This window comes from Streptomyces sp. NPDC026672, assembly GCF_040638185.1.
Lineage (GTDB): Bacteria > Actinomycetota > Actinomycetes > Streptomycetales > Streptomycetaceae > Streptomyces.
Genome location: NZ_JBEZXS010000006.1, coordinates 208556 through 220855 on the forward strand (window position 1 = coordinate 208556; position 12300 = coordinate 220855).

Below are 12300 nucleotides of genomic sequence, written 5' to 3' on the forward strand. Positions count from 1 at the left end.
CCCGGCCGAATGCGTCCGGAAAATTCTCCGCGGGAGAATTGATCCGAATTCCGTTCTCGTGCGTATGGTCAGTTGATGGGGTCTCGGCGGCGAGAGGTGGCTAGGAACGATGACTCACGGCATTCGTACGGATACACACACCCCCTACCTGGACGGCGGACGCCGTGACTGGCGGGACTCCGCCGGCCACTACGCCCTGCTGCCGCTTCGTATCTTCCTCGGCGTCACGTTCATCTACGCCGGCTTGGACAAATTGACCGACAGCGCGTTCCTGAAGTCGGGCGGCGCCGGATCCGTGGGCGACACCATGCGCGCCGTCCGCGACTCCGCGGCGATCCCCGCCCTGGTCGACATGGCCCTCAAGAACCCCGTCGGCTTCGGCTACGCCATGGCGTTCGGCGAACTCGCCGTGGGCCTCGGCACCCTGTTCGGACTCCTCTCCCGTATCGCCGCCCTCGGCGGCGCGCTGATCTCCCTCAGCCTGTGGCTGACGGTGAGCTGGGCGTCCGACCCCTACTACTATGGCAACGACCTCGCCTATCTGATGGCCTGGCTGCCGCTCGTCCTCGCCGGCGCGCCCTACCTCTCCCTGGACTCCCTTCTGCGGGCGAGGCGACGGCAACGCTCGGGAGGCTTCGCATAACGTCCCCGGAGGGACTGCCCGTCAGCTCCCTCCGTCGGTTCCCACGGGCTCGGCCGTCCTCGTACGGCCGGGCCCGCGTCGTCTGCGGACGGCCCGGGTCAGGGCCGCCGCCGTACCGGCGAGGCACAGACCGCCGACCACCAGCGGGACCACCGCGAACCAGGGTGTGTCCCACAGCCCCGCCGCGTCCCCCGCGTAGATCCCGCCCGTCGCCATGAGGAAGAGGCCCGCGACCAGCTTCCCCGGCTGGAACTCATGACGCAGCACGGCTCACCTCCGCCTGTCCGACCCCGACCTCGACGCTGATGTCGAACGTGCCGCCGCCCCCGGTGCCGGCCCGTGCCGGAAGCGTCACGTCCTGATGCCTGCCCGGCTGCACGTCCACGTCCTTCCGGTCGTCGCCGGGCAACCGTATGTCCCCGACACCCACCTCGATGGTCAGCCGGACCGTCGCGTCCCGCGGCACCACCAGCTTCAGCCGGCCCGCCCCGACCTGGGCCCGTGTCGTCACCGTCTGCCCCTTGCCGGTCCTGACCCCCGTCAGGTCCAGGGTGCCGACGCCCGTCCCCAGCTGGTAGGCGGGCCGTACGTCCGCGACCGCCGCCGGCCGCCAGGACGTGTTGTTCCAGTGTGTGGTGACGTCCTTGGGCAGTGCCGCCGCCCCGGCGAGCAGCGCCGCCGTGACGATCGCCAGGAACACCGAGCCGCCCCCCGTACGCCCCAGGCAGGCGCTGACCGCCAGTCCGAGCCCGAACACCGCCAGCGCACAGGCGAGACCGGCCTGGAGGCTGGTGCCCAGCGGATGGCCGTCCCAGGTGAGCCGGGTGCCCAGGCCGCCCGCCAGCAGGGCCAGCAGGAACACCCAGCCGCCGATCCAGCGGGGCCCGCGAGGCCGCGGAGGTGCCCCGCGCGGCGCGGTCCGGCTCTCCCGGCCGTGCCGGACGCGGCCCAGACCGATGTTGACGGCCGCCGCCACGTCCCGGTCGCGGGAGTCGCCGGGGCCCCACAGATAACCGGTGCCGCCGACGTGCGTCCCGTCCTTGACGATGGGGTCGCGCCACCACGACGGATACAGCGTGGGCGGCGGCGCCTGGGCCTCCGGCGGGGCGTCGGCGGCCGCCTGCGCCGCCAGCGGGTCGGGGCCGGGCGTGTCCCGCCGCCGCGACCAGTACCCCGCGCCCGCGAGCAGCAGGGACAGGACGACGGCGAACATCAGCAGCCCGCCGTTGCGCAGCATCGTCAGGAACACGCCGCAGCCGACCAGCGCGAACAGCACGGCGGCCAGCGCCTGTCCGTCGACCCGGCCGGTCAGCAGCTTGCGGACCTCGTTCTCCTCGTCGTCCTCGGTCGGCAGGAACAGCCACGCGAACCCGTAGAAGATGAGGCCGATGCCGCCCGTCGCGGCCAGCACCGCGAGGGTGATACGGAAGATCACGGGGTCCATGTCCGTGTGCCGCCCGAGCCCGGCGCACACGCCCGCCACCATCCGGTGTCGGCGGTCGCGGCGCAGCCGCGCCGGGGAACCGGCCGCGCCGTCCTCGCCGGCCGCCGCTTCCCCTTCCCCCTGCTCGGACGCCGTGTCCGCCGCGTCCGCCAGGGACGCCGCGGCGGACGCGGCATCCGCCGGCCCGGCGCCCTCGGCGGGGCGCGGGCCGGTGCCGGGTCCCGGACCCGTCGCGGCGTGCTCGTGATCGGTCATGCGTCCATGGTGACGGCCGCGGCGCCGCGACGGCAGTCGGGATGACCCTGGCCGAACCCTGATATCGGCCCCGAGACGTGGCCCGGGAGGCGTTCGACGGCCCGTCCGCGGAAGATCAGGGGAGTCTCGGGGGCCGACCCTGATGCTCCCCACTCCCCGTCGTGTGACCATCGTTGGCATGCCGGAAGCCGCAGCGCCCCTCGACGACCCGCGGCCGCCGCGCAAGCTCTACCGCAGCAGCGACGGCCGCTGGCTCGGAGGAGTGGCGCGGGGCCTCGCCGGGCATCTCGGGCTGCCCGTCATCTGGGTGCGGCTCGTCTTCGTCGGCCTGTTCATGGCCAACGGCCTCGGCGCCCTGCTGTACGCGGCGTTCTGGTTCTTCGTGCCGCTCGGCCTCGGCGGCGTCGGCGACCAGCGCCCGCCCTCCCTCGTGACCACCGAGACCTCGCCCGACGGCCGCCGCAGACTCGTGGCCCGCAAGCCCGACCGGGGCCAGATCGTCGCGCTGCTCCTCATGGTCGTCGTCTCCCTGGTGTTCGTGAGCAGCATCAAGCTCGGCACGGGCGTCAAGGCCTATCTGCTGCCTGCCGTCCTCGTCGCCGCGGGCGTCGCCCTCGTCTGGCGCCAGGCGGACAACGCCCGCCGGGCGCGCTGGGTCGAGGTCGGCGGCCGACGCCGTACGCTCACGCTGCTGCGCGCGGTCGTCGGCGTGCTCCTCGTCACCGCGGGCGTCTCCGGCATCGTCGTCCTCCAGGGCTCCGCCGCCCACCTCGGCTCCGTCCTCCAGGCCGCCCTGGCCGTCCTGGTCGGCATAACGCTCCTCGCCGGCCCCTACCTCGTGCGGATGACGCAGGACCTGTCCGAGGAACGGCTCATGCGCATCCGCGCCCAGGAGCGGGCCGAGGTCGCCGCCCACGTCCACGACTCCGTGCTGCACACCCTCACCCTGATCCAGCGCAACGCGGAGAACGCGGGCGAGGTCCGCAGGCTCGCCCGCGCCCAGGAGCGCGACCTGCGCACCTGGCTGTACAAACCGGAGGGCACCGGCAAGGACGAGGAGGACGAACCGGCCACGCTCGCCGAGGCCGTGCGGCGCAACGCGGCCGAGGTGGAGGACAAGCACGGGGTGCCCATCGAGGTCGTCGTGGTCGGTGACTGCCCCCTCGACGACCGGACCGGCGCGCAGATGCAGGCCGCGCGCGAGGCGATGGTGAACGCCGCCAAGTACGGTGGCGAGGGCGGCGCCGTGCAGGTCTACGCCGAGGTCGAGGGAAGGACGGTCTTCGTGTCCGTCCGCGACCGCGGTCCGGGCTTCGACCTCGACTCGATACCCGCCGACCGCATGGGAGTCAGAGAATCGATCATCGGCCGCATGGAGCGCAACGGGGGCACGGCGCGGCTGCGGGCCGTGCCCGACGGCGGCACGGAGGTCGAGCTGGAGATGGAGAGGGCGGAGGACACGTCATGAGCGACGCGACCGAGGGGAACGGCACGACGGGAGCGGCGGCGGGGGCCGAGTCCGCCCGGTCCGGCGGCGAGGCGGGCGGCCGTCGGGTGCGGGTCGTCCTCGTCGACGACCACCGCATGTTCCGTACGGGCGTCCAGGCCGAGATCGGCCGGACCGAGGAGACCGGGGTCGAGGTCGTCGGCGAGGCCGCCGACGTCGACCAGGCGGTCACGGTGATCACCACGACCCGTCCCGAGGTGGTCCTGCTCGACGTCCACCTCCCGGGCGGCGGCGGGGTCGAAGTGCTGCGCCGCTGCGCCGCGTTGATGGCCGACGCCGAGCGGCCCGTGCGTTTCCTCGCGCTGTCCGTGTCGGACGCGGCGGAGGACGTGATCGGTGTGATCCGCGGCGGCGCCCGGGGCTACGTCACCAAGACGATCACCGGCACCGACCTGGTCGCCTCGGTCTTCCGGGTCCAGGAGGGCGACGCCGTCTTCTCCCCGCGCCTCGCCGGGTTCGTCCTGGACGCCTTCGCCTCCACCGACGCCCCGCCCGTCGACGAGGACCTCGACCGCCTCACCCAGCGCGAGCGCGAGGTGCTGCGCCTCATCGCCCGCGGCTACGCGTACAAGGAGATCGCCAAGCAACTGTTCATCTCCGTCAAGACGGTCGAGTCCCATGTCTCGGCGGTGCTGCGCAAGCTCCAGCTCTCCAACCGCCACGAACTGACCCGCTGGGCAACGGCACGCCGCCTGGTGTGACCGTCCGACACCCGCGTACGCGATCACGCGGTTACGCTGTGCGAGACGGGAGGAGGACGGCATGCTGCTGAGATTCCGCGCGGCGAACGTGCGATCGCTGCGGGACGAGCAGGAGCTGTCCTTCGTCGTGCCGCAGGGCGAGGAGTCGGACGGGGCGCGCGCACTCCCCCTGTCCGACGGGAAGTCGCTCCAGGTCTATCCGGTGCTCGGCATCTTCGGCGCCAACGCCTCCGGCAAGTCGAACGTCATCACCGCCCTCATGAAGATGAGGGAGGCGGTCCTCGACTCGTACGGGCGGTGGACGTCCTACCGGAGCATCCCCCGTGAGGAGTTCGCGCTCGATCCCAAGTCGGCCGCCGAAAGCACCTTCTACGAAGCCGACTTCGTCCTGGAGGACGGGGTCCGGTGGACGTACGGGTTCGAGCTCGGCGCGACGAGGGTGGAGTCCGAGTGGCTGCACGCGTATCCGAAGGGACGGCGTCAGGTGTGGCTGGACCGCGACGCCGCGCGGGCCACCGTCTTCGACTTCCCGGGCGAGCGCATCCAGGACCGTGCCCTGCTCGCCCGCACGACGCGTCCCAACGCCCTCCTGCTCAGCAGGGCGGCCAGCGACAACCACCCCCAACTCACCCGGATCTACGAGTGGTTCAACCAGAACCTCTGGGCCATCACTCCGGAGACCGAGCGCGGCCAGCGCGAGGCGTTCACGGCTCGTGAGCTCCTCGACGAGAGGACCCGGGACCGGATCGAGGAACTGCTGCGCGTGGCCGACCTCGGCATCCAGGGCGCCGAGGTGGAGCACCAGCCCGGCCGGAGCCCCCGGGTGCGGCTGCTCCACGGAAGCGACGGCGGCCAGGTCGTGCCCTTCGACTGGCAGCACGAGTCGTTCGGCACGCGCTCGTGGTTCGCGCTGATCGGACCGCTGCTGCTGGCGCTGGACCGGGGCGCGGTGCTGCTCATCGACGAGCTGGACGCGAGCCTCCACCCCCGCTTCGCCGCCGAGGTCGTCCGGCTCTTCCAGGCTCCGTGGGTCAACATCAGGGGCGCCCAGCTCGTCTTCACCTCGCACGACCCCTCGCTCCTCAAGAGCCCACGGGGAGGGCGCCCGCTGGAGCCGGGACAGATCTGGCTGACGGAGAAGGACGACGGCGGAGCCACGGAGCTGTATCCGCTGAGCGACGTCGCCCCGGGGCCCGAAGAGGACCTGAGCGACTCCTATCTCGCGGGCGCGTTCGGCGCGGTCCCGCGCGTGACGCAGGGACAGATCGGCCGGAAGATGCTCACCGCACTGGCAGAGGAGGAAGAGCGTTCCTGATGGCGAGGGACAAGGGGCGGGACGGCGTGAGCCGGGGCAGGAGGCCACGAGCCGGGGAGCGGCCTCGTGAGGTGTACGTCTTCACGGAGGGCGAGGTCACCGAGCCGGAGTTCGTCGAGTACGTGATGGAGCACGGCACCCGCGCGCAGCAGGGCCGCACGGTCAATCACTTCATCGAGAACGCCGCGGTGTCGCCGAGCCGCCGCAAGCCCCTGCCACTCGTGGAGGACGCCATCGAGAAGCTGGACGAGGTGCAGCGGGCCGCCAAGAAGGCCGGCCTGAAAGCCGACGACTGGAACTGGCCCCAGGTCTGGTGCCTCTTCGACAGGGACCAGCACAAGGACATTCCTACGGCCTTCTCCCGGGCGAAGAAGGCGGGGGTGCGCGTCGCCTACTCCCACCCCTGCTTCGAGCTGTGGCGCCTCCTCCACTACCAGAACTACACGAGCACGTTCGGCGGGGTCTGCGAGGACGTCGCCGGCCGTCTCAAGCGGCAGCCCGGTTTCCTCCAGACGTACGGCGCCCACGCCCGGGGCGTCTCTCCGGAGGACGCCAAGAGGGTCAGACCGGGCCAGCTGGCGCAGAACTACAAGAAGGCCCGTCAGTACGCGCAGCGGATCAACGCCGCGCACACCTCCTCCGACCAGAACCGCTGGGACCCCTACACCGACGTCTGGCGTTTCGTCGAGGAGGGCTTGGACGTGGTCGACTACTGACCCGACCGCCCTCGGGGGAGGCACGGGGCGGTACAGGGAGGGACGAGGGAGACACATGGCCGTGAACTTCACCCTGCCGGAGCAGGTGGAGCATGCTCTGCGCGGGGCGATGGCGGCGGCGCCCCGAGCGCTGATCGATTCCCGGGAGCGGCGGGACGTGGCCCTCGCGCTGCTCCTGTCGCGGGCCACGCTCGACGACGCGCCGTCGGCCGGGTTCCGGGAAGCCCCCGCCGGGCCGCCGGACAGCGGTCCGGGCGGCCCGCTCTCCCGTCTCTTCGAGGAACGGGCACTCGCGCTGCTGAACGAGGGCCGGCTGGGAGGCGAGGGCGATGCGCTGCTCGCACAGTTCCTCCGCCGGGCCGCCGTCACGGTGAGCCGTACCGCCGAGACCGTGCAGGCAGAGCTGATGGACGTCTTCCGCGGCGTGGACCTCGGCCTCGACGCCCTCGCCTACCCCGAGATGCTCGGCGACGTGATGGAGACCTTCCTCAAGGAGTCCGAGGCCGCGGCACGCCATTCGGGAGAGCACTACACCCCTCGCGAGTTGGTGCACCTGCTGACGGAGATCTCCCGGCCGCGGGAAGGCATGCGCATCCACGATCCCTTCTGCGGAACGGGCGGCATGCTGCTGCACGCCGAGCGGTACGTGGACGAACAGGGAGGTGACGCCCGGCGGTTGGCGCTCGTCGGACAGGACGTCAGCCGGCCGACCGCCGAGCTGGCCGCCCTGAACCTCTCTCTCCACCGGATCCAGGACGTCCGCCTGGAGGTCGGCGACTCCCTGTCGCCCGGTCCGCCGGGCGCGAGTGAGTGCGACCTGGTGCTCAGCGTGCCGCCGTTCGGTCTCTTCCTCCATCCCGACCAGGCGCAGGCACTGCGGGGGCACGCGCCGTACGGGCCGGTCTCCGAGAAGGGACCGGCGGACTGGGCGCTGATCCAGTACATGCTCGGACTGGTCGATGGGCGCGGGGGGTCGGTGTGCACGGTGGTCACGCACGGCGCGCTGTTCCGCGGCGGACGGGACCAGGCGACACGCTCCGCGCTGCTGGACGCCGACGTGGTGGAGGCCGTTGTCGGTCTCGCGCCCAACCTCTTCTCCTCGGCCACCGTCCCGCCCTGTGTGCTGCTGCTGCGCGCACCCGGGCGGAAGGCCCCGGAACGGCGCGGGAAGGTGCTGTTCGTCGACGCCTCGCGCGAGTACCACCAGGGGGCCGCCCAGAACCACATGCGGCCGGAGCACGTGGAGAGGATCGCCTCCGCGGTGCGGGACTTCACGGACGTCGATCGATTCGCCCGGGTCGTGGACCGGGAGCGGCTCTCGGACCACGGCGACAGCCTCGACATCCGCCGGTACGTGGACAGCGCTCCCCTGCCGGAGCCGCAGGACCTGCGCGCCCATATGAGCGGTGGGATGCCCGTGGCCGAGATCAAGGGCAAGGGCGCGCTGCTGGACGCCTACGGAATCACCCCTCGGCAGCTCTTCGTCCCGCGCTACGGGGATCCGGAGTACATGGACTTCCCGCCCCCGGGCGAGAGGCCGGACGACCGCGGGCTTGCGGACCTCGCACGAGAGCGGGAGCAGCGGCTGCGGGCGGCGGTCGGCGCGTGGTGGGAGCGGGCCGAGCGGGCCATCACGGAGTTCGCGCCGAAGCGGGACGGCGACCGCGCGGACAACGGGCGAACGGGCCGGTTGAGGCTCGTACTGTCCTCCAGTTGGCGGGAGTTGACGGAGGAGCCGGACATCCTCGCACCGCAGGCGCTCTCCGGGGTCTTCACGGACTGGTGGCGTGAGTCCGGGCCCCAGCTCAGGACCTGGACCCGGCGCGGCCGTCTGCTGCCGCCCGCCGGTGATCTGTCCGTCCTCGGGGACGGCCTGACGGCGCGGATCGACGCCCTTGTCGGGGCGAGGCGGGCCGAACTCGTCGAGACCTACCGGGGGTGGTACGAGAAGTACGGCCTGTCGTTCCGTGAGATCGAATCCCAGCTGACGGGCCCGAGCGTCGGCTTCCTCCAGAACAACCCGTGGTCGCAGCAGAGCGCGTGGGACTTCCCCACGGCGGGCGACACGAGCGTGGCGGAGGGACGGCAGCGGACGGTACAGCGCATCTACGCCCTGACGGACACGGAGAAGACCGTCGACGGGGCGCTGGCCAAGCTGGACGTGGACGAGCTGATGGTCCTGCTGCCGGTGCTGGACGCCGCGTCCGAGGCCGACGGTGTCGAGCGCTGTCTCCTCGGGGACGTCGTCACGGCCGCCAGGACCGGTACGTCCGGGCAGCTGACCGTGGAACCGGACGGCGCCCCCGCGGTGGAGGCCAAGCACCTCACCGAGCGGGGATTCGTGGCGACGGGCATGCGCCACCGCCGCCCGGAGAACCCGCCGAGGCCCTCGGAACTGCTGTCCGCCGGTGACGTCCTGCTCACGTCCCGCGTCATGGCGGGCCGGGGCTACCGTGCGGTCGTCTGGGACGGACAACCGCACGGCGCCACGTACGGCGGGAGCGTCATGAGGCTCTCGTGCGACACCACACGCCTCCTGCCGGGCTATCTGGCGGTGTGGCTCTCCCACCGCTCGGTGCACCCCCGTCTGTACGCGCAGGCGCGGGAGAGCCGTGACGGGCTCTACGACCTGCCCGCCGGGCGGCTGCGGAACGTCGAGATCGAGCTGCCGGGCCTTGCGGAGCAGCGGCGAGTCGTCGAGGTGATGTCCGCCCTGGCCGAGCAGCGCGAACTGCGGCACGCCCAACTGGCCAAGCTGGAGCTGATCAAGAAGACGATGATCAACGACCTCCAGTCCGACCGGACGTCGGTGGCCTTCGCGAACTGATGTTCCGGCGGAAATCGGCTTGGACGGAGCGGCGGTCGGTCTCATGCCACCCGCGCCGCCCCCGCGAAGGGCATCTCGGTGATCGGGGCCACGCGGACCGGGGCCGAGGGGTTGGGGGCGTGGATCATGCGGCCGTGGCCGACGTAGATGCCGACGTGGCTGATGCCGGAGTAGAAGAACACCAGGTCGCCGGGGCGCAGTTCGGAGCGGGAGACGCGGCGGCCCGCGTTGATCTGGGCGTAGGTCGTGCGGGGCAGGGAGACGCCCGCGGAGCGGTACGCGGCCTGGACGAGGCCCGAGCAGTCGAAGGCGTTCGGGCCGGTCGCGCCCCAGACGTAGGGGCTGCCGAGCTTGCCGTGGGCGTAGGCGACGGCCGCCGCGGCGCGGGAGTCGGGGGCCGCCGCGGGAGCACCCGTGCCGTGCGCGTCCGACGCGGGCCGTGAGACGGAGGTGCCGCCGTCCGTGACCCGGGCGCGCTCCGTGGGTGTCAGCCGGGCCAGCAGCCGGCGGGCCTCGGACAGCTTCCCGGTCACGGTCCGCTTGTGCCGCTTCAGCTCGGCCTGCCGGGACTTCAGCGAGGCCACTTCGACGCGAGCGGCGCCGCGCAGCCGCTCGATCTCCCGTAACTGCCCGCGCACGCGCGTCACGGCCTGGGACTGCCGGTCACCCGCCCGCTCGGCGAACGCGGCCCCGTCCAGGTACCGGTCCGGGTCGTCGGACAGCGCCAGTTGGACCGCGGGGTCGAGGCCGCCGCTGCGGTACTGAGCCGCCGCCATCGTCCCGAGCGCCTCGCGCGCGGTGTCGAGCCGCAGCTCCCTGCGGGCGGCCTCGTCGCTCAGCGCCTTCAGCCGCCGCCGCGCCGCGTCGGCCTTCTCCTTGGCCCCGTTGTACTTCTCGGTGGCGGCCTCGGCCTGCTGGTAGAGCTGGTCCACCCTCGCCTCGACCTGCGCCGTCGTCGGCCGCGGCTCGGCGTGGCCGGTCCCGTCGAAGGCCGTCGCGGTGGCCGCGCCCGCCAGGGCCACGGTCGCGGCCTTCCGGGCCGTACGACCGCCGAGCGAGTGCTGCCGGGGCTTTCGGTGGGCTGCCACCTGGACCTTCACGTCCTTCCGTCGGGCCGTCCCGCCGGGGCGTCCGGCGACGGCCCGCACAGGGGGAGCGGGCCGCCGCCGGACTTCTCGGCGGTGGTGGCCGGCGGCCGCCCCTGGCCCGGGCGGCGTTGGGGAGCCGGTCACCTGGGGGAGGACGCTAGGCCGATGGTGTCGGTCCGGTAACGCCATGTACGGAAGTGGCGGCAGGGGACCGAGGGTGACCGTATGCGACCGTGATCCGCGGCGGGAGCCGCCGACTTCACGGGGAGTGATGACCGAAGCGGCGGTTCCGGGCCGGGCGGGGGCCGCGAGATGCTATGCGGCGCATATATGCGCTCTGTGGGAGTGTGCGGAGGTGGGGGCCGGAGGTGGGGGCGGTGACCGGGGTCACGTGGGCCTCTGGCTAGGCTCCGGAGCCATGGACGTACTCATCCATCTCTTCGTCGGCCTGCACATCATCGGCATCGCCGCGCTCCTCGGTGGCTTCCTCACCCAGATGAAGTCGATCGGCAAGGGCACCGCCCGCTTCGTCCCCGCGATGCTGCACGGCGCGCTGACGATGCTGGTGACCGGTGTCGTCCTGGTCGGTCTGAACCAGGCCGACGACCACCACGTCAACACCGTCAAGATCGGCGTGAAGCTCGCCGTGCTGATCGTGATCCTCGGGCTCGTCTATGTGAAGCGGGACGACGAGACGGTCGACAAGCGGCTGTTCGGGCTGGTCGGCCTGCTGACGGTGGTGAACGTCTTCATCGCGGTGCTGTGGACGTGAGGTGCGGCGGCGCTCTCAGCGGGCGGAGCCGATCGCGGCGCGGGCCGTCAGCAGCGCGCCCGCGGCGACCGCGACCCACACCGCCACGGCGATCCACACGAGTGCCTGCCCCGGGCCCCTGAGCCAGGGGACGCCGACGGCGGCGGCGACCGACAGCGTGGCCGCCGCCGTCATACCCATCGGGAAGGCGGTCGCCCAGCGGCGCACGTCCCAGTTGCGCACGTCACGACGCGCGCGGGGCCGCAGCAGTTCGCCGGCCAGCAGGACGACGTAGCAGGTCAGGTCGAGGACGAGCAGGACGACGGTCACCTTGCGCAGGACGTCCTGGTCGTCCTCGTTCCACAGGTACAGCCGCGGGGTGTCCGCCGTGAGCAGCGCCGCTCCGGTCAGCGCGGAGACGGACGGCGCGCCGCCCGCGATCCACTGGTCGCCGGCGCCCTCCGTCAGCTGCCGCGGGTCGAAGCGGGTGAGGGCGAGGCCGTAGAGGACGAGGCCCAGCCAGAACAGCACCAGCGCGGCGTGCGCGAGCCAGGCCGTGGCCACGGCCCCGCCGATCGTGGCGGCCAGCGCGGCGAGCGCCTGGGTGGCGACACAGGCGAGGAACACCCCGCCGTGCATACGGCGGCCCCAGCGCGGTACGGCGAGCAGCAGCAGGACGGGCCAGAGCACGGCCGCGAGCGCCAGCAGGGCCTCGGCCACACCCTGGGCGCCGAAGTGCGAGAACCGGATGCCGAGGACGGCGGTGGCGGCCACGGCGGTGAGCGCGTCCGGTGTCCGTGCCTCGGCCGTCCAGCGCGTCCGCTCCCGCAGCAGCCCGGTCACGAAGGTCACGGCGAGCGCGAGCCAGGCGACGCAGGCCAGCACCAGGAAGACCCGGGACAGGAACGCGTGCCCGGCCAGCTCCAGCCCCACGGACAGGATCCCGGTGGCCATCACGGCGGCCCCCGCGGCGGGCGGGCGCCGCGTCCACCAGACACGAAGAGGGGAGAAACCGGACATGTCCCGATGCTAAGGATCACCACCCGGCTCCGC

At 72.5% G+C, this 12300-nt stretch carries 11 protein-coding genes; 7 read left to right on the top strand and 4 right to left on the bottom strand.

Features of this window, described 5'->3' with window-relative positions; genetic code table 11:
• Nucleotides 1–109: 109 nt before the first annotated feature.
• On the top strand, nt 110–643 hold the full coding sequence (locus AB0F77_RS09380; protein WP_361943991.1) for a DoxX family protein: 534 nt from the start codon (nt 110–112) through the stop codon (nt 641–643).
• A 21-nt stretch (nt 644–664) separates the two neighbouring features.
• Here AB0F77_RS09380 and AB0F77_RS09385 read toward each other — a convergent pair whose 3' ends face one another.
• On the bottom strand, nt 665–910 hold the full coding sequence (locus tag AB0F77_RS09385; protein WP_361943994.1) for a hypothetical protein: 246 nt from the start codon (nt 908–910) through the stop codon (nt 665–667).
• The gene (locus AB0F77_RS09390; protein ID WP_361943997.1) at nt 897–2342 is read right to left on the bottom strand and encodes a PspC domain-containing protein; all 1446 of its coding nucleotides are present in this window, start codon (nt 2340–2342) and stop codon (nt 897–899) included. Before AB0F77_RS09390 ends, AB0F77_RS09385 begins: the two co-directional genes overlap by 14 nt.
• Before the next feature lie 178 nt (nt 2343–2520).
• On the opposite strand from AB0F77_RS09390, the gene AB0F77_RS09395 reads away from it, so the two are divergent.
• From AB0F77_RS09395 to AB0F77_RS09415, 5 genes are all read left to right on the top strand, one after another.
• Nucleotides 2521–3810: a PspC domain-containing protein gene (locus tag AB0F77_RS09395; RefSeq protein ID WP_361944000.1), complete on the top strand. Its 1290-nt coding sequence runs from the start codon at nt 2521–2523 to the stop codon at nt 3808–3810.
• Entirely contained in the window at nt 3807–4550 is a 744-nt protein-coding gene (locus AB0F77_RS09400; RefSeq protein WP_361944003.1) for a response regulator transcription factor, read from the top strand. The genes AB0F77_RS09395 and AB0F77_RS09400 overlap by 4 nt, the downstream gene beginning before the upstream one ends.
• Before the next feature lie 61 nt (nt 4551–4611).
• Complete coding sequence (locus tag AB0F77_RS09405) at nt 4612–5865, top strand: ATP-binding protein (protein ID WP_361944006.1); 1254 nt, start codon at nt 4612–4614, stop codon at nt 5863–5865.
• A gap of 71 nt (nt 5866–5936) precedes the next feature.
• Complete coding sequence (locus AB0F77_RS09410; RefSeq protein ID WP_361944009.1) at nt 5937–6581, top strand: RloB family protein; 645 nt, start codon at nt 5937–5939, stop codon at nt 6579–6581.
• 55 nt (nt 6582–6636) lie between these two features.
• Nucleotides 6637–9408, top strand: coding sequence for an N-6 DNA methylase (locus AB0F77_RS09415; RefSeq protein WP_361944012.1), 2772 nt, complete (start codon nt 6637–6639; stop codon nt 9406–9408).
• A gap of 41 nt (nt 9409–9449) precedes the next feature.
• On the opposite strand, the gene AB0F77_RS09420 is transcribed toward AB0F77_RS09415, so the two are convergent.
• Nucleotides 9450–10496 carry an NlpC/P60 family protein gene (locus tag AB0F77_RS09420; protein ID WP_361944015.1) on the bottom strand — a complete coding sequence of 349 codons (1047 nt, stop codon included), beginning with the start codon at nt 10494–10496 and terminating at the stop codon, nt 9450–9452.
• A gap of 418 nt (nt 10497–10914) precedes the next feature.
• On the opposite strand from AB0F77_RS09420, the gene AB0F77_RS09425 reads away from it, so the two are divergent.
• Nucleotides 10915–11268, top strand: a complete 354-nt coding sequence (locus AB0F77_RS09425) for a hypothetical protein (protein WP_361944018.1) — start codon at nt 10915–10917, stop codon at nt 11266–11268.
• A 15-nt stretch (nt 11269–11283) separates the two neighbouring features.
• Here the strand turns inward: AB0F77_RS09425 and AB0F77_RS09430 are convergent, their stop codons facing one another.
• Nucleotides 11284–12267 carry a hypothetical protein gene (locus tag AB0F77_RS09430; protein WP_361944021.1) on the bottom strand — a complete coding sequence of 328 codons (984 nt, stop codon included), beginning with the start codon at nt 12265–12267 and terminating at the stop codon, nt 11284–11286.
• Nucleotides 12268–12300 lie beyond the last annotated feature (33 nt).

Bases quoted from the DNA above. Each gene is read 5' to 3' on its own strand.
- AB0F77_RS09415 (WP_361944012.1), top strand. From the start codon at position 6,637: ATGGCCGTGAACTTCACCCTGCCGGAGCAGGTGGAGCATGCTCTGCGC.
- AB0F77_RS09400 (WP_361944003.1), top strand. From the start codon at position 3,807: ATGAGCGACGCGACCGAGGGGAACGGCACGACGGGAGCGGCGGCGGGG.
- AB0F77_RS09430 (WP_361944021.1), bottom strand. From the start codon at position 12,267: ATGTCCGGTTTCTCCCCTCTTCGTGTCTGGTGGACGCGGCGCCCGCCC.
- AB0F77_RS09380 (WP_361943991.1), top strand. From the start codon at position 110: ATGACTCACGGCATTCGTACGGATACACACACCCCCTACCTGGACGGC.
- AB0F77_RS09425 (WP_361944018.1), top strand. From the start codon at position 10,915: ATGGACGTACTCATCCATCTCTTCGTCGGCCTGCACATCATCGGCATC.
- AB0F77_RS09395 (WP_361944000.1), top strand. From the start codon at position 2,521: ATGCCGGAAGCCGCAGCGCCCCTCGACGACCCGCGGCCGCCGCGCAAG.
- AB0F77_RS09405 (WP_361944006.1), top strand. From the start codon at position 4,612: ATGCTGCTGAGATTCCGCGCGGCGAACGTGCGATCGCTGCGGGACGAG.
- AB0F77_RS09390 (WP_361943997.1), bottom strand. From the start codon at position 2,342: ATGACCGATCACGAGCACGCCGCGACGGGTCCGGGACCCGGCACCGGC.